The 17,069-nt window shown below is 39.3% G+C and carries 14 protein-coding genes; all 14 read left to right on the top strand.

Annotated features, from left to right (window positions below):
• Window positions 1-93 precede the first annotated feature (93 nt).
• The 14 genes from BN35_RS11995 to BN35_RS11925 all read left to right on the top strand — a co-directional run bounded on the left by BN35_RS11995 (window position 94) and on the right by BN35_RS11925 (window position 16,866).
• On the top strand, window positions 94-1,275 hold the full coding sequence (locus BN35_RS11995; RefSeq protein WP_025072989.1) for a sensor histidine kinase: 1,182 nt from the start codon (window positions 94-96) through the stop codon (window positions 1,273-1,275).
• A 282-nt stretch (window positions 1,276-1,557) separates the two neighbouring features.
• Window positions 1,558-4,695: a SusC/RagA family TonB-linked outer membrane protein gene (locus BN35_RS11990; RefSeq protein WP_025072988.1), complete on the top strand. Its 3,138-nt coding sequence runs from the start codon at window positions 1,558-1,560 to the stop codon at window positions 4,693-4,695.
• Between the two features lie 18 nt (window positions 4,696-4,713).
• On the top strand, window positions 4,714-6,129 hold the full coding sequence (locus tag BN35_RS11985; RefSeq protein ID WP_025072987.1) for a RagB/SusD family nutrient uptake outer membrane protein: 1,416 nt from the start codon (window positions 4,714-4,716) through the stop codon (window positions 6,127-6,129).
• 12 nt (window positions 6,130-6,141) lie between these two features.
• Window positions 6,142-6,978 carry a DUF4843 domain-containing protein gene (locus tag BN35_RS11980; RefSeq protein ID WP_025072986.1) on the top strand — a complete coding sequence of 279 codons (837 nt, stop codon included), beginning with the start codon at window positions 6,142-6,144 and terminating at the stop codon, window positions 6,976-6,978.
• Window positions 6,979-7,043: 65 nt separating this feature from the next.
• Window positions 7,044-8,543 carry a PKD-like family lipoprotein gene (locus BN35_RS11975; RefSeq protein WP_025072985.1) on the top strand — a complete coding sequence of 500 codons (1,500 nt, stop codon included), beginning with the start codon at window positions 7,044-7,046 and terminating at the stop codon, window positions 8,541-8,543.
• Window positions 8,544-8,563: 20 nt separating this feature from the next.
• The gene (locus tag BN35_RS12875; RefSeq protein ID WP_025072984.1) at window positions 8,564-9,925 is read left to right on the top strand and encodes a TlpA family protein disulfide reductase; all 1,362 of its coding nucleotides are present in this window, start codon (window positions 8,564-8,566) and stop codon (window positions 9,923-9,925) included.
• 385 nt (window positions 9,926-10,310) lie between these two features.
• A complete protein-coding gene (locus BN35_RS11965; protein ID WP_309546462.1) occupies window positions 10,311-10,967 on the top strand; it encodes a YceD family protein in 657 nt (218 codons plus the stop codon).
• A 5-nt stretch (window positions 10,968-10,972) separates the two neighbouring features.
• Window positions 10,973-11,158 (top strand): 50S ribosomal protein L32, encoded by a 186-nt coding sequence (gene rpmF / locus BN35_RS13320; protein WP_008124370.1) that lies wholly within the window; start codon window positions 10,973-10,975, stop codon window positions 11,156-11,158.
• The gene (locus BN35_RS11960; RefSeq protein ID WP_025072983.1) at window positions 11,158-12,177 is read left to right on the top strand and encodes a beta-ketoacyl-ACP synthase III; all 1,020 of its coding nucleotides are present in this window, start codon (window positions 11,158-11,160) and stop codon (window positions 12,175-12,177) included. Before rpmF ends, BN35_RS11960 begins: the two co-directional genes overlap by 1 nt.
• Before the next feature lie 86 nt (window positions 12,178-12,263).
• Complete coding sequence (gene era / locus BN35_RS11955; RefSeq protein ID WP_025072982.1) at window positions 12,264-13,145, top strand: GTPase Era; 882 nt, start codon at window positions 12,264-12,266, stop codon at window positions 13,143-13,145.
• Window positions 13,146-13,256: 111 nt separating this feature from the next.
• Window positions 13,257-14,570: a ribosome biogenesis GTPase Der gene (gene der / locus BN35_RS11950; RefSeq protein WP_025072981.1), complete on the top strand. Its 1,314-nt coding sequence runs from the start codon at window positions 13,257-13,259 to the stop codon at window positions 14,568-14,570.
• A gap of 28 nt (window positions 14,571-14,598) precedes the next feature.
• Window positions 14,599-15,084 carry a hypothetical protein gene (locus BN35_RS11945; protein WP_025072980.1) on the top strand — a complete coding sequence of 162 codons (486 nt, stop codon included), beginning with the start codon at window positions 14,599-14,601 and terminating at the stop codon, window positions 15,082-15,084.
• 93 nt (window positions 15,085-15,177) lie between these two features.
• Entirely contained in the window at window positions 15,178-15,567 is a 390-nt protein-coding gene (locus BN35_RS11940; protein ID WP_025072979.1) for a hypothetical protein, read from the top strand.
• A 1,077-nt stretch (window positions 15,568-16,644) separates the two neighbouring features.
• Complete coding sequence (locus tag BN35_RS11925; RefSeq protein ID WP_025072976.1) at window positions 16,645-16,866, top strand: DUF6140 family protein; 222 nt, start codon at window positions 16,645-16,647, stop codon at window positions 16,864-16,866.
• Window positions 16,867-17,069: the final 203 nt, after the last annotated feature.

The following is a 17,069-nucleotide window of genomic DNA, read 5'->3' as shown; positions in this document are numbered from 1 at the left end:
TGGTACGGTGTAGATAGCCACGAAAGGATGCAAAGGTATGGAAGGTTGCAGTGGATATGGGCAATAAATTTTGTTCATTGACGTTTTTAGCTTATGCAATGGACAGATCGGGTTAGACACGTAAAAGTGATATTGGTGATTATTGCTGTGCTGATAGCAGTCATCTCCTTAATTGTGTCTCATCGTCTCATTCGTGATTTGGAAAAGGAGGAGCAGAATAAAATGGAGATTTGGGCAGAAGCCATGCGAACCCTGAATGAGGCGGATGAAAATACGGATTTGAATTTGGTGTTGAAGGTGATTAACGAAAATCATACGATTCCCGTGATTGTGATGGATAGCCAAGGAAGAATACAGAGTAACCGTAATATCAAACTTCCCAACAAGTCCAAAGTAGATAGTGTTGCTTATGTGCAGCAATTGGGTCGTAAGCTCAAAGCTTCTCGCAAATATATCCGAATCTTTTTTAATGAGCCTGAAGAAAAGGAGTATATCGATGTTTGTTATGATGATTCTTTCATGCTCAAACGTCTTTCCACTTATCCCTATATACAGTTGGGAGTGGTACTCATTTTTGTGATTGTCGCACTTTTTGCCCTCCTTAGTTCGAAGAAAGCCGAACAAAATAAAGTTTGGGTGGGACTTTCTAAAGAGACCGCTCACCAGTTGGGTACACCTATTTCAAGTTTAATGGCATGGTTAGCCATACTTAAAGAAACGTACCCAGATGACACTTTAATTCCCGAGATAGATCAGGATGTGAAGCGCTTGCAACTCATTGCCGATAGATTCTCAAAAATAGGCTCCGCTCCAGAATTAGAGTTATATAGCTTGTCAAAAGTTCTTCAGAATGTGGTGGCATATATGAACCGTCGAACCTCCAAAAAGATTGCCATTGAATCTCAAATTTCTTTTGAAGGAAACGATCAACTCGTACTCATTTCTCCTTCTCTTTTTGAATGGGTGATAGAGAATTTATGTAAGAATGCAGTGGATGCAATGGGAGGAGTTGTGGGTAAAATTAAGATTTCGGCTTTTTGTGAATCGAAAAAAATAGTGATTGAAGTTTCTGATACCGGGAAGGGAATTAAGAAGAAAGATATAAAGAACGTTTTTCGTCCTGGGTTTACCACTAAAAGACGCGGTTGGGGGTTAGGACTGTCTCTTGCCAAACGAATCATTGAGGAATATCATAATGGCAAAATTTTCGTTAAAGATTCAGAAAAAGATAAAGGAACCACCTTCCGCATCGAGTTGAAGGCTTCGAATCATTGACGAAAGTGGAGAGTTTATTTCTATAAATCCCGAGAGCATACTATCTTTTATCTTTTTTCTAGATAATTCACTTTTAAGATTTTTTTTCTTTTTAATTCTTTACTATTTCTTTTGACGGTTACAAAGTTTTTTTTTATTTTTGTAAGTGTTCAGAAGTTAAATCTTTTCTAATCCTAACTTTTGATACTTGAACATGACATATATTTACAGAAAATTGTTGTCTACAGTAATTTTGTAAACAGTTGAAAGAAAAATGTTATTAACTAATTGTGGAGGTTTGTTATGAATGCAAACAAACGTTTTTGGCAAACTGCGGTGATTTTATTGCCCATGATTTGTGCACTGAGTATCTTGCCTGAGATTCATGCTCAAAATCCTGCAAGCAAATCCGATGTTGCTCAGCAAAAGATTAAAAATGGATGGCGAATAGTTAAAGGGCAGGTAAAAAGCGAACAAGGGGAACCTTTGATAGGTGTAACTGTCTATATGGAAAAAGGAAAGGTGAGTGGAGTAACTAATATAGATGGAATGTACGAAATAACAATTCCTAATACACTTGTCACGCTTTGCTTTTCTTATGTTGGTATGGAAATGGCACAACTCACAATTGAGTCTGGAAAAACCGATGTGACACGAAATCTGATAATGCACTCAAATACGACCATCAAAGAAGTAGTGGTAACGGGTATTTTTCAGAAAAATAAGAATGCTTTTACCGGTTCGGTTTCTACTATCACCAATAAGGAATTGAAGGAGTTTGGTAACAAGAATCTACTCACATCTATTGCCAACATTGACCCATCGTTCAATATGTTAATGAACAATCAATTTGGTTCAGACCCAAACCATCTACCCGATGTGCAAATTCGAGGAACCGCTAATCTGCCAACGATTACAAATTTACAAGATAATACGCGGACCGACCTAAATACGCCACTGATTATTATGGATGGCTTTGAAATCAATATCACCCGAATGATGGATTTGAATGAAGATGAGGTAGAATCAATAACATTGCTGAAAGATGGGTCGGCCACTGCGATTTATGGTTCTCGTGGTGCCAATGGCGTGATAGTTATCAAGCGTAAAAGTCCCAAGGCAGGTCGTCTTCGGTTTACATATTCAGGGAGCCTTAATATCGAAGCTCCCGACTTAACTGATTATCATTTGCTGGGTTCAGCTGATAAGTTAGAATTGGAACGTCGTTCTGGCTATTACGATAGTACCGATCCTATGCGCGACTTTAGGTTAAAGCGTAGATATTCTGAACTGTTGAGTGAGGTTGTACGAGGTGTAGACACAGACTGGCTTTCTAAACCCTTACGAGCTGGTGTAGGACAAAGACATAATATTCGATTGGAAGGTGGTGATGAGAGTTTTCGGTATGCGACATCGCTACAGTATAATCAAGTGACTGGTGTCATGAAAGGATCACAGCGTAGTAGTTTCAATGGAAGTATAACTCTGTCTTATCATCATTTTGGATTACTCTTTACTAATGATTTAAACATTGGATATACTCATTCAGATGAATCTCCGTATGGCTCCTTCTCTGATTACACCAGACTCAACCCATATTGGAAACCATACGATGATACTGGAAATCTTATTAAGATGTTTGATACGAACGTTGATTTTTATGGTAGTTTGAGCAATCTGCCTTCTAATCCACTTTATAATGCATTGCTTAATCAGAAAGATAGCCAGCAATATACCGATATTACAGACAACTTTTCGATTGAATGGAGACCGTTCGAAGGATTTGTTACCCGTGGTCGGGTTGGCTTTACATGGACAAACCGTGAGAGTGATTATTTCAGACCAGCAAAGCATACGATGTTTGAAGCTGACGAATATCAAACCGATGAAGGTAGTCTGCGTAAAGGTTGCTATCGATATGGTGTGGGTAAAGTTACCAACTACGAAGTTGCACTTACGGCGAGTTACTCCAAACTTTTAGCTGAAAAGCATTTGGTGTATGCTGCTGTCAATTGGAACGTTATGTCGAACTTTTTGCGTAACTATCTTTTTGTTGTGGAAGGTTTTACCGATGAAAAACTCGACTTTCCATCTAATGCTTTACAATATCAGAAAGGTGGTAAGCCTTCGGGCGGAGAGGCGCGAACTAGGGCTGTGGGATTGGTGATGAATGCTAATTACTCTTTTGATAACAGATACTATACAGACCTCGCTTATCGCATAGATGGCTCTTCACAATTTGGTAAGAATCGTCGTTTTGCACCATTCTACTCAATAGGTATTGGTTGGAATATGCATAATGAGAAATTTATGAAAGACGTTTATTTCATCAATCGTTTGAAATTGCGAGCCTCCTATGGACAGACTGGTTCGCAAAAATTTAATGCATATCAGGCAGTAGCTACCTACAATTATTATCTCAACGACCGCTATAATCGATGGACGGGTGCCTATCAAAAAGCTTTGGAGAACCCCGATCTTGAATGGCAGAAGACTAATAAGTGGAATGGAGGTATGGAACTGAGCCTCTTTGACAATCGTCTAAGTTTTGTAGCTGATGTTTATTTCGACTATACTTCCAATTTATTGTCGTCACTTAATCTGCCATTATCTAATGGTTTTACGTCGTATATTGAGAATATTGGTAAGGTTGAGAATAAGGGTTTTGAAATTAAAGCCACAGCATTCTTATTGCGCAATGAACAAAAACGTCTCTCTTGGTCTGTTACAGGTTCTCTTGTTCATAATGAAGATAAGGTAGTGAAACTTTCGCAGGCCATGAAAGACGAGTATGCGAAGCGTCTTCTTGTTGGAGGCATTGAGCCTAATAGTGTGATTCGTGAGGGTGAATCACAATACACCATTTATGCCGTTCCTTCATTGGGAATTGACCCAAGTACAGGTTTCGAACTTTATAGGAAAAGAAATGGAGAAGTAACTTATGTATGGGATGCAGCCGATCGCATTGCTTGTGGCGTGAATCAACCTAAATACCGTGGAATGTTGAGTACCATGATGAGATGGAAAGATTTTACTGCCAACATCTCCTTTGGCTATCGTTTTGGTGGTCAACTCTACAATTCAACGTTGGTTTCACGAATTGAAAATGCTGATAAACTTTATAACGTAGATGAAAGAGTGTTTAAAGATCGTTGGCAGAAACCAGATGATCGTACTTTCTTTAAGGGATTGACCAATCAGTCACCCACTTATTCTACCTCACGCTTTGTGCAAGATGAACGTACTTTAAGCTGTCAGAATATTCATCTTAGTTATATGCTAAGTAACAATCCGTGGCTTAGACGAATTCTTGGCATACAAGTTCTTACCTTGAGTAGCGATCTAAGTGATCTTTTCTATTTTTCAAGTGTGAAGCAGGAGCGTGGACTTTCTTATCCTTATTCACGTCGTTTCTCATTCACCTTGTCAGTTAATTTCTAATGCTAAATCTCTAAAATTATGAAATACTGTAAGAATATTATCGCTGCTTTGCTCCTCATGAGCATGACAATATCCTGTAACGACTTTCTCAATGTGCTACCATCTACTGAAAAAGAAAGTAATGAAATGTTTAGTACTGTTGAAGGTTGTAGAAGCGTATTGATTGGAAGTTACATACGTATGAAGCAAAATAATCTTTATGGTCAAGAACTTACTTGTGGAAGTATTGAAAATCTTGCACAACATTGGACTTATACGTCCGGTTCAATAGGAGAATATCTTCACAAATACGACTATAAAGCTGACATAGTAGAGACTGTAATGAACGATAATTATAACAATCTTTATAAGGTAATAGCCGATGTTGACGGCTTGCTTGCAGGTATAGAATCACACCGCAGCATACTTGATGACCGTAGTTACAACCTATTGCGTGGCGAGGCTTTAGGTCTTCGTGCTTTCTGTCATTTTGATGTGTTACGCCTATTCGGTCCCATGCCCAGCAATCTTCCCTCAACGAAAATTCTACCCTATGTTAAAGAGATTAAGCATAAGCCAAACAACTTTGTTAGCTACACGGAATATACAGATCAGTTACTGCACGATTTAAATGAGGCTGAATCGGTTTTGGCCAAAGTAGATCCTATTCGTGAGCAATCAATTGAGGCTTTGAACAATACTTCAAGTATTGATGATGACTTTTGGGGGGCACGCCAAATGCGCATGAATTATTATGCGGTTTGCGCCTTGAAAGCACGTTTCTACTTGTGGATTGGTAACAAGGAACAGGCTTTGAAATATGCTAAATTGGTGATGGAAGCAAAGTTGCCAGATGGTAGAAAAGTTTTTCGATTGGGCATGCGAGACGATTGTGCCCGTGGTGACCGTACGTTCTCAAGTGAGCATATCTTTAATCTGAAAGTCAACAATCTTTCTGAATCTATCGGGTCGGGGCGTTCTTATCAAAAGCCGCAAAAAGATCTCTATGCCCAACTCTATGAGAAAGGAACTTCCGATATTCGTTTTGTAAATATGTGGGAAGAGGTAAATATCAGCTATTACAATCGTCCTTTTTATTTTCTGAAGTATGTACAGACGGATAAAATGCCTTCGTTGTCTACGAATGTAATCCCGCTCATTCGTCTCTCTGAAATGTACCTTATTGCGATGGAATGTAGTCCTTTGGCTGAAGCTGAAAATTATTATAAGGTCTTATGTATGGCACGTGATGTAACTCCGACTGCAATCAATAATGAAAGCGACCGCAACAAATTGTTGATAAAAGAATATCATAAAGAATTTTATGGGGAAGGTCAGGCATTTTATGCCTGCAAGCGGATGGCAATAGTTAATAATCTGTGGACTTCCATTCCTGGATCGGTTGAGACTTATGTAGTTCCTCTTCCCAAGAAAGAGACCGTTTATGTAAATTAAAAAATAGAGATTATGAAAAAAACAATCTTTATGGCATTGTTGTTTTCCATTATACTGACAAGTTGTAAGGAAGATGAACGCTTGATATATAATGATAAAGCTCGTATTGAATTGGTTAGTGAAAATAAAAAGGCACCAGCTGACTATGCATTCTCATTTGTTTGGGGAAGTGAAACACGTGTACGTGATACTGTATTTATACCTGTGAGAGTTTTAGGTGGAACTTCAAATAAAGATCGGCAAGTTATGTTAGAACAGGTGACAGAATATAATACTACTTATATCTATGACAAGCTTGGAAAGGTACAAGATTCAACCGTGACCGAATTGCCTAATAAAGCAATTGCAGGTGTGCATTATGTCGCTTTCACCGAAGCCAGTGTCCAGCCGTTGATGGTGGTTAAAGCAGGACACATTAGAGATAGTATCGGTGTAGTTGTGCTACGTGACAAATCGTTGAAAATAAACAAGGTTCGGCTTCGCCTGCGTCTGAAAGAAAATGCTGACTTCGGATTTGGAGAACACCGTTTACTGGGGCGTACTATCATTATTTCAGATAAAATGGAGCAACCGTCTACTTGGAATTATACTACAAAATATTACTTTGGTAATTACAGCTTAGCCAAACATAGGCTTATGTTAAAAGTAGTAGGAGATAAGGTTGATGATGAATGGATAAAGAAAATAAACGGGGAAAAGTCGGTCGCCATTTACTGGCGTGGTAAATTCATTGAAGCGTTGGAAGCATTTAATAATGATGCTGCAAACCAAACTTCAGGAGTGGCTCCTATGCGTGAAGATCCGACTGACAAAAACAGTGCGTTAGTGACTTTTCCTACAGGCATATAACTTCTTTTTTACAACTATTTTGAGTAATGAGATTATATCACCAACAATCTTTAAATACATAATCTATGAAACGTATAAATATATTTTTCGGTGGACTCACTGTGCTTTTATTGAGTAGTTGTTTTTCTGATAATGGCAACTATGATTATTCAGAACCTATTAATATCCATATAGAAGGGATAAACGAAGCCTATACGGTGAGTCCTACTGGTGACCGATTACAAATCTCTCCAAAGATTTATCCAGAGAATCGACAATATGATTGTTTTTGGACAATAATTCCTGCATCAGCATCTTGGGGTGATAAACCCGACACAATCTCACGAAATAGCAATTTGGATTATGCCATAAAGATGAATGTGGGTAGTTATAAAATACGCTTTTGTGCAAAGGATCAAGAAACAGGAGTATTTGCATATGAGGAATATAATCTATATGTAACTACCGATATGGCATCGGGTTGGTGGGTGTTAAAAAGCGAAGGAGACAGCACTGATATCGATTTCTTTTCGAATAATAAAACAAAATGCAATGTGATACAGGCAGCTAATGGCCATCACTTGCAAGGTTCTGCTGTGGATCTGTATTTCAACTTCTCCTATTGGCGTTTTGATGAAATGAATAAAAGAGACAAGCGAGGAAATGCCGTATTTGTTGCTAGTAGTAAGGATTTGATGGCCGTGGATTATTTTACTGGAAAAACCATTCTTGATTACGATGGATTATTTGTTGACAAACCCGCTAAGCGTGAAATACACGCCATGTTTGCAGGACCTTCTGATGTACATGTTTATGTAGGCAATACTGTTTATACTTTATTTTTTTCGCGTTACGATGTCTACAAGCAATTTGTCTTAAAGTCGCTGGGTGACTACAGCCTCTCATCTATCAGACATGCTGGTAATTCATTGCCACTCCTCTTTAATGAGAAGAATAGTTCATTTTGTAGTGTTAGTCGTCAGTCTCCACACTTGGATTACTTCGATGATGGTATGCCATCTCCTAAAAACATGGATATGGACTTGCTCTTTATGGGTGGTCTTACTACTGCGGTCTATACTCCTGGTGACGTTGCGATAGCGATCATGAAGAAAAAAAACGAGGAGAAGTATTATTTACTAACGATGAACGGGCAACCCAGTACTATGGATTTAAATCCCATCAAAAAGATGGAAGAAATCCCCTCGTCGCTCAATGTCCTGAAAGCAAAATTCCGTACGTTGAATCAGAATAGCAAGATTCTTTATTATGTTAAAGATAACAAACTCTATACTTGTAATTTAGAAAATATGGCTGAAAACGAACAGGATATGAGTTGGCCAAAAGATGAGACGGTAACTTACATGGAGTTTTTGAAATATTCTCCCTATGGGCAAGATAGTTCATGGTTTGATTATCTGGCTGTAGGTACTTCTCGGAATGGAAGCTATAAGCTTTATCTTTATCCTGTTACTGCTGGCGTGATACAGCCTGCTCTTAAGGTAATGGAAGGTAGTGGTATAGTTAAACGTGCTTGTTTCATGAGTCAGACACCAAAAGGAACTTATACATCCACTTTATTTTAAATCAAAAAAAACATCGAGTGATGAAAAAAATATTATTTGCTATTTTGAGCCTCTTTTTTTGTCTAACAGCCACGGCTGAAGTTGTTATTTGTGGTACTGTTAATCAAGAAAATACAAATCATATAAGTCTTTATGCCTCCACATCGTTGGTTGACAGCCTGTGTGCTACTGCACAAGTGGATACCGCAGGTAATTTTGTCTTAAAAGCCAATTTGCCGTATAATGGACTTTATATGCTTTCAGGAAAGGATAATGTACGACATGCTATCTATTTGAAGGATGGTAATAAAATAACAGTGAAGTACACGCATGAGTGCTTGAACGTTCTTGGGGGGTTGAGTTTAGAGGGGGAATATTTCGCCACTTGGGATAATAAAAGTGCAGTTGTTCAACTGCATTCCTATCTATTCAACTACATTCCAGGAGGGCAGACAGTGGAACCCGAGGTATTTATTCGTGAACTCAAGGAGTTAAAACAAGTTGCGATCTCAATGAAACAACAACTCAAATGTGACAATCCAGGTGAGGCTTTGCTGCTACAGAAGATAGATACTGACCTTGCTTTCTATACTTTATCTTATTACAAGAGTCACAAATTTGAGATGGATGAAAACTTTATCAATTCTATAGACCGCAATGCTTACGAACAGTTATTTACACGTACAGATTTGTTATGTTTGCCGTATGCTGCTGATATGCTCGTAACGTATGTGGATTATTTGTCAGAACAGCAGGGCAAAGCATCCACAGATTATGCAGCTCGTTTATCGTTGTTGGCTTCTCAACCACTTCGTGAAGCTTATCTTTATCAAGTTGCAAGCCAACAACAATATTATGAGAAGTATGCAATACTACGAAGTTCTGTAGATGAAAGTTCATTATCTGATGCTCTTGTGCTTGCGTTACGTCCTATTGAAGATAAGTTGGCGTGGTCGAAACCGGGTCGTATGGCAATTGATTTCGAAGGAGAATGTCCCGATGGAACACGATTAAAGTTGAGTCAGTTGCGAGGTAAGGTGGTTGTTGTAGATGTGTGGGCTACTTGGTGTGCGCCGTGTCTTCGGATGATACCCTATTTTAAGGAACTTGAGGAAGACCTTGGCTCTGATGTTACTTTTCTCAGTGTCTGTGTAGGTACATGGGTTGAAAAAGATCGTTGGAAAGATCTAATAAAAAAATATGAACTAAAGGGTAATCTAATTTTCATAGATAGTTGGACAAAAGGTTTCGCAGCTGACTACCATGTCACAGGTGTGCCGAGGTTCATGATTGTTGATAGCGAAGGCCGTATGGTGTCCTTTGCCGCACCTGCACCTAAATACCCAGAACTAAAGGCCATGATTCTTAAAACGTTGGACCGCTCTAAGACCTCTCAGCCTTGACGTTTTATCTCATTCATCCTGTCTTCAATTTTTGAAAGGCATGAGCGAATGTTTTTAATGTCTTTCTGTTTGGAGTTAATTTTTACTTTGTAGAGAAGATCCCCAAGTTATTTGTGAATTTGGTAATATTAATCAGCATCTTACCTCAGTTCGGGATAAGGAAACGCAAAAAAGTAAATAAAATATGATTGCTGTCCCCCTAAAAGTTTAGAAAAGATGAATATAACGTTCAGATTACCGATAAAAGAGAAATAAGTTTATCTCACCATGAGTAAGCCCCTTCTGATCCTCACAAGAGTTTTTTAGCGGGCAGCCTTTATCTAAAAAATAGAGGCTCCAAAATAACAGAATAGCTTACAAGCTAAGATATTCAAGACTTAGAAGGATGCATTTTACAAAAGATTGTGCCTTCAATTCTTGCATTTTAGTGGACAGCAATGATTTTTTTTTATCATTATACGTTAGCATCTCAGAAAATATTTGTAACTTTGCACATCAAAGTGTGAATATGTTTGACTTAGAGCCGTTTAAGATAGATTTAAGAGCTGTGAATCAAGAAGTTGAACACTTCGAGTTTACGCTTACCGATGAGTACTTTGAGGCCATTAAAGCCCCAGATATTCACAAAGGGAATCTCTCTGTTGAGCTTACTCTTCGAAAAATGGCGGGTAGCTTTATGCTCAGTTTTCATATTGTTGGTACCGTTGTGGTGCAGTGTGACCGCTGTCTCGACGAACTCAACCAACCAATAGAGACTGACGAATGTCTTGTAGTCAGACTTGGAACAGAATACTCAGACGAAGATGACCAAGTGACCGTGCCTGAAGATGAAGGAATTATCGACACGTCTTGGTTTATCTATGAATTTATAGATCTTAGCATTCCCATCCAGCATGTACATGCACCTGGAAAATGTAATCATGCGATGATGAGGGCGCTTAACAATTGTTTGGTTACCCGAAGTAATGAAGCAACTGAAAATGACCCTATAGATCCGCGCTGGGCTCAATTAGAAAAATTAAAAACAATAATTAAAGATTAAAGAAAATGGCACATCCTAAAAGAAGACAGTCAAAGACTCGTACACTTAAAAGAAGAACTCATGATAAGGCTGTAGTTCCTACATTGGCTGTATGCCCTAACTGTGGAGCATACTATGTTTACCACACCGTTTGTCCAACTTGTGGTTATTACAGGGGAAAGGTTGCGATTGAAAAGGAAGTTGCTGAGTAATGGGACGAATCAACGCAATAATTACTGGCGTTGGCGGGTATGTTCCTGATTATATTCTTGACAACGAGGAGCTTTCGCGCATGGTCGATACCAGCGATGAATGGATTATGACTCGTGTAGGTATCAAGGAACGTCGAATTCTTAAAGATGAAGGTCTTGGAACCAGTTACTTGGCGCGAAAGGCAGCTAAGCAATTGATACAGAAGACGGGCGTTGATCCTGATACCATTGATGCGCTGATTGTTGCCACAACCACACCTGATTACAAGTTTCCCTCTACGGCATCTATCGTTTTGGGCAAACTTGGACTTAAGAATGCTTTTGCGTTCGACTTTGAAGCAGCATGCTGTGGCTTTATGTACGCATTAAGTACTGCATCCAGTATGATAGAAAGCGGTCGCTGCAAAAAAATCATTGTGATTGGAGCGGATAAGATGTCATCTTTGGTAGATTATCAAGACCGTCAGACCTGTGTACTGTTTGGAGATGGCGCAGGAGCAGTATTGGTAGAAGCTTCGGAGGATACCGAATACGGAATGCAGGACATGTTTTTCCGCACCGATGGCAAGGGCTTGCCCTTTTTGCACATGAAAGCAGGAGGTAGTGTTTGTCCAGCGTCTCATTTCACAGTAGATCATCGTTTGCATTATCTATACCAAGAGGGAAGAAATGTCTTTCGCTATGCGGTGACAGATATGAGCGATGACGTTTTGGAAATTATGAAACGGAACAATTTAAGCAAAGATGATGTTGACTGGGTAGTACCTCACGAAGCTAATCTTCGTATTATTGAAGCCGTTACAAAGCGTGCAGAATTGTCTATGGACAAAGTTGCTGTGAATATCGAGCATTATGGTAATACAAGTGCTGCTACAATTCCACTCGCTCTTTGGGACTATGAAAGCAAACTGAAAAAAGGAGATCGTGTTATCTTCACTGCTTTTGGAGCAGGATTCGTACATGGGGCTTCTTTCTTTAAGTGGGCTTATGATGGCGCTACAGAGGCTACAAAGAAATAATTAAATATTTCATATATTGAATAATGAAAGCGCATCCTTTCTTGGTAAAGAGTGCGCTTTTTTGTTCTTTCATAAAGAATCACGTTATGCACAAGGCAGGTTTTGTTAATATTGTGGGTAATCCCAATGTCGGGAAATCCACGCTCATGAATCAGTTGGTAGGGGAGCGTATCTCTATCGCTACGTTCAAGTCGCAGACAACGCGTCATCGAATCATGGGAATTGTGAATACCGATGACATGCAAATTGTTTTTTCGGATACCCCTGGCGTCCTTCAGCCAAACTATAAAATGCAGGAATATATGCTCGCCTTTTCTGAGTCTGCACTGGCTGATGCTGATATTTTGCTTTATGTAACCGATGTTGTGGAGACGCCTGAGAAGAATATTGATTTCTTGGAGAAGGTTCGCAAGATGACGATACCAGTAATCTTGCTAATCAATAAAATCGATCAAAGTAATCAAAAGACGTTAGACCAGCTGGTGGAGAAATGGCACGGCATCCTTCCGAATGCAGAAATACTCCCGATATCTGCGTCGAACAAATTTGGGATAGATATTCTGTTGAATCGTATTCAAGAGCTTTTGCCTGATAGCCCTCCTTATTTCGGTAAAGACCAGCTTACGGACAAACCTGCCAAATTCTTTGTGAGTGAAATTTTCCGTGAGAAGATTCTGCTGTTTTATGACAAGGAAATCCCTTATTCGGTTGAGGTGAAGGTAGATAGCTTCAAAGAGACAGAGCAGCAAATTCATATTCATGCGGTTATTTATGTTGAGCGCGACTCGCAAAAAGGCATTATCATTGGGCATCAAGGCATCGCGTTAAAGAAGGTAAGCACCGAGGCGCGTAAGGCTTTAGAGAAGTTTTTCGGTAAAAAGATTTATCTGGAGACTTTTGTCAAGGTGGACAAAAACTGGCGAAACTCTACCCGCGAGCTCAACAGTTTTGGGTATAATCCCGAGTAAGTCGTGTTGTTGAAGCACCATTGAAAGAGAGTGTTGTTAAAACATTTTTAGTAGTAAATATACAGATGTACGTTTTTCCGTCATCGGTTTAAGAAGAGAGATATAAGCAAAATGGCAAATCTTGTAGCAATAGTGGGACGTCCCAATGTAGGAAAGTCCACTTTATTTAATCGTTTAACCCAATCGCGCAAAGCGATAGTAAGTGATACAGCAGGTACCACACGCGACCGTCAATACGGGAAGTGCTCCTGGAATGGTCGAGAGTTTTCGGTCGTTGATACTGGAGGTTGGGTTGTGAATTCGGATGACATCTTCGAAGATGCCATTCGCAAGCAAGTGGTTGTTGCTACGGAGGAAGCCGACTTGATACTGTTTGTAGTTGATGTTAAAAACGGTCTCACGGATTGGGATGCTGATGTAGCCCAAATACTCCGCCAAACGAAGTTGCCAGTCATCTTAGTTGCCAATAAAGTGGATAATAGTGCCGAGTATTATACGGCTGCTGAGTTTTATCGTTTAGGACTCGGTGAACCACAATGTATCAGTGCTGCAACAGGTGGCGGAACGGGCGATTTATTAGATTTGCTGCTTGAGAAGTTGCCTTCGGATAAGCGCGAAGAGCTTGAAGAGGATATACCACGTTTTGCGGTCGTAGGGCGTCCCAATGTGGGGAAAAGTAGTATCATCAATGCCTTTATCGGTGAAGATCGTAACATTGTCACCGAGATAGCGGGGACTACTCGTGATAGCATTTATACCCGTTACGATAAGTTTGGTTTTGACTTTTATTTGGTCGACACGGCGGGCATCCGTAGAAAAAATAAAGTAACAGAGGACCTTGAGTTTTACTCTGTGATGCGCAGTATCCGTTCCATAGAGAATAGCGATGTATGTATTCTTATGCTTGATGCCACACGAGGTATCGAGTCGCAGGATATGAATATCTTTCAGCTCATCCAGCGCAACAACAAGTCGCTGGTGGTGGTAGTCAACAAGTGGGACTTGGTGGAGGACAAGGACCACAAGGTTATCAAGACCTTCGAGAACGCCATTCGTGAGCGCATGGCACCGTTTGTTGATTTCCCTATTATATTTGCATCTGCTTTGACCAAGCAACGTATCTTTAAGGTACTTGAAACAGCGAAGAATGTTTATAAAAGTAGAAAATTACGCATAGGAACTTCAAAACTCAACGAGGTGATGCTGCCTATCATTGAAGCGACACCTCCACCCTCTATCAAAGGCAAGTACATCAAGATAAAATATTGCACGCAACTGCCTAACACGCAGATTCCTTCGTTTGTGTTCTATGCCAATTTGCCTCAATATATCAAGGAAAATTATCGTCGTTTCTTAGAGAATAAGATACGTGAGAATTGGACGCTGACGGGAAGTCCTATCAACGTATTCATTCGGAAGAAGTGATATTTCACGATGTAAATATAGAAAATATATGAAGACGGTAAAAATATGCTCCTTCTGTTGGTATCAGAAAATAGTCGTCCTGTGTGTACAGGTGATGCTCTTGTTAGGGGCATCAACGGCGTTTGCGCAGCATAAGACTGTTGTTAAGAAAGTTTTTAAGGTACCTCAACGAGCGTGTGTGTTAGAACCTGTTATTTCAGATGCACGCATTGAAAAGATGAAGAAAGAGGCAAGGAATGAAGATGATTTTTATATTGAGGCGGATGATGTGAACTATTATCTTTACCAGGCTGGAGAATTTATGAAAAGACGCGGACAAAAAGCCCTTCTCGTACCAGCCGCTTATACTGACATCTTGTTTCCCAATGGTAAGATTATTCATGCTGATACGATAGCGTTTGGCAATACGATTCTTTACAAACCGGACAAAAATCCTCAAGTGGTCAGTTCTGTGAATTTCGCGGAAGAATATCAATCATACTTCGTCCCAGCTAAGGGGAAACGGCGTAGATAAACTTTTGGTGCATCTTATGCTCTCTTCCGCGCTTTCAAATAATTTTAGTACCTTTGTCGGTATCAATAATACAGAGAACGAAACCCAATGATGATGCGTAAACTACTCTACATAGTCTTACTCATGGCTGTCGCTGCCTGCACTTCCAAAGGCGTAGACCAAGGCGAGGTGGCGGCACGCGCAGCCAAGCAATATTACGACTATTTGCTTCAGGGCGATTATGCTTCCTTTGTGGATGGGCATTTTCGCCATGACAGTATTCCTGACACATATAGGGAGCAACTCATTGCAAATGCTAAAATGTATATGAATCAGCAGACCGTTGAACATCGTGGCATTAAGGATGTCCATATTGTTCAGGTAAAAGCTGACACAGAAAAGCATGCAGCTAATGTCTTTTTGGTCTTTGCCTATGGGGATAGTACGAACGAAGAGATAGTGGTTCCAATGGTGGAAAACAAAGGAGTTTGGTATCTCAGGTAATTCATTATTCAAGATTCATATTTTAGGCTGGTTCTATAAATTAGCTTTGTTAGATTTTGAGCTTTTTTTTGAGGTCAAAATGTAAGAGTGTGAAGGAGTGTAGCGAGCTACACGACTGAACAATCTTACATTTTGAACCAAAAAGAAGCCAAAAGATAACAAAACGTATTTCATAAACATTTAATGACTATGTGCGGTGGTAATTTATAGAACCAGCCTTTAAGGAATGGTGGTGAGTTAGCGTTTGTTAGATTTAATGCACGTTAGCATACAAAGGCTTTTGATATTCATCACTTACGAAAGTTTCACCCTTATGACAGACAGCTTATTTTTTCAATAAGCTTATAGTCGTCAATGAGAATGCTATAAAGTGGGACGAGATGCCTCGCTTTGTTTGTCAAGTCGTCACCTCAGAGAGGTATTTGTATTATAAGAAGGGCGAAGCGTCTTGTTTCGTTCTAAAGATTGCAGCAAGCCAAGGCTTGCTTTTTTATTTCAACCTATAGATTCTTACTCCATCGTGAGAAAACACACAAAAAGCTCAATATTTTTTATGGTTATGACACAATATGGCAACACGCCCCTGTAATTTTGCGCTTAGTAAATCATAAACCCCGTGCAAAATTAAATTATATGGTGAATCAATATGGTGCTACATTGTATAAACAGGAACTTCCCAAGAAGGAATATGTTGATTGATACAAATGATGAGATTAAAAGATAAAATATAAAAAATGAGAGGAATCCAATTTTTTCTTGCAAACGTTTTGCAGATGTATAAAAATATTTTATATCTTTGCTATCAGTATGTGAGCGACATAAAATTGTGTGCACGCAATGACAATTCTGTTCAAGGAGTAAAATCTGGTAAATTTAAACTTGAAATTATGAATACGGAGAGTCAGAGCGAGTTCACTGCCAGCATAGGCATGGATTCCTCTTTCGTATTTTACTTAATTTCGGGTTTACCAGAGCCTTACTCTTAGTAGAATGTGATACCGAGGCGTTCATGCCTTTCTTGTAGGCTTGCGCCATGAAGAAACAACAAAGTGCATTAACCAATAAAAACCTAAAAATATGGCATTATTCAGAATTACCGTAACACGCCGTAAGAATACCGCAGGTATGCTTATCGAGCCGGGAATGAGCGTGCAAATAGCTTCGTTTGTTAACAATCCTGTCACAAACATCCAAGAATGCAAAAAAGTCAACCAACTCTTTATCAACAACTTTGGTGTAGACTTAGATAAAATGGGCGCACTCAACTGCTCATGCTTGAGGGTGGAGAAGATAGGTTAAGAATTAAATCAATAACAAGTAAGACGCGGGAAAATAAAAGTCATATTTTCCAAGAAAAACGATTTCTTTTAAAGCTAAAAATAATTTTATTACCACTTTTATTTTTTTATCAGCCTCTCACATGTCTATTACATCAAATATAATTGGGAGGTTAGCGTTACCTTGAGATTAATTATCTTGTGTTGATCTGTGTAAAATATTGA

Source organism: Hoylesella timonensis 4401737 = DSM 22865 = JCM 15640, from assembly GCF_000455445.1.
Taxonomy (GTDB): Bacteria; Bacteroidota; Bacteroidia; order Bacteroidales; family Bacteroidaceae; genus Prevotella; species Prevotella timonensis.
The sequence above is the reverse complement of the archived record's forward strand: the minus strand, read 5'-3'. Positions and strand labels throughout refer to the sequence as shown.

What these genes read in the sequence shown, in the direction of transcription:
- BN35_RS11995 (WP_025072989.1), top strand. Translation starts at nt 94, where the DNA reads ATGCAATGGACAGATCGGGTTAGACACGTAAAAGTGATATTGGTGATT.
- BN35_RS11990 (WP_025072988.1), top strand. Translation starts at nt 1,558, where the DNA reads ATGAATGCAAACAAACGTTTTTGGCAAACTGCGGTGATTTTATTGCCC.
- BN35_RS11985 (WP_025072987.1), top strand. Translation starts at nt 4,714, where the DNA reads ATGAAATACTGTAAGAATATTATCGCTGCTTTGCTCCTCATGAGCATG.
- BN35_RS11980 (WP_025072986.1), top strand. Translation starts at nt 6,142, where the DNA reads ATGAAAAAAACAATCTTTATGGCATTGTTGTTTTCCATTATACTGACA.
- BN35_RS11975 (WP_025072985.1), top strand. Translation starts at nt 7,044, where the DNA reads ATGAAACGTATAAATATATTTTTCGGTGGACTCACTGTGCTTTTATTG.
- BN35_RS12875 (WP_025072984.1), top strand. Translation starts at nt 8,564, where the DNA reads ATGAAAAAAATATTATTTGCTATTTTGAGCCTCTTTTTTTGTCTAACA.
- BN35_RS11965 (WP_309546462.1), top strand. Translation starts at nt 10,311, where the DNA reads ATGCATTTTACAAAAGATTGTGCCTTCAATTCTTGCATTTTAGTGGAC.
- rpmF (WP_008124370.1), top strand. Translation starts at nt 10,973, where the DNA reads ATGGCACATCCTAAAAGAAGACAGTCAAAGACTCGTACACTTAAAAGA.
- BN35_RS11960 (WP_025072983.1), top strand. Translation starts at nt 11,158, where the DNA reads ATGGGACGAATCAACGCAATAATTACTGGCGTTGGCGGGTATGTTCCT.
- era (WP_025072982.1), top strand. Translation starts at nt 12,264, where the DNA reads ATGCACAAGGCAGGTTTTGTTAATATTGTGGGTAATCCCAATGTCGGG.
- der (WP_025072981.1), top strand. Translation starts at nt 13,257, where the DNA reads ATGGCAAATCTTGTAGCAATAGTGGGACGTCCCAATGTAGGAAAGTCC.
- BN35_RS11945 (WP_025072980.1), top strand. Translation starts at nt 14,599, where the DNA reads ATGAAGACGGTAAAAATATGCTCCTTCTGTTGGTATCAGAAAATAGTC.
- BN35_RS11940 (WP_025072979.1), top strand. Translation starts at nt 15,178, where the DNA reads ATGCGTAAACTACTCTACATAGTCTTACTCATGGCTGTCGCTGCCTGC.
- BN35_RS11925 (WP_025072976.1), top strand. Translation starts at nt 16,645, where the DNA reads ATGGCATTATTCAGAATTACCGTAACACGCCGTAAGAATACCGCAGGT.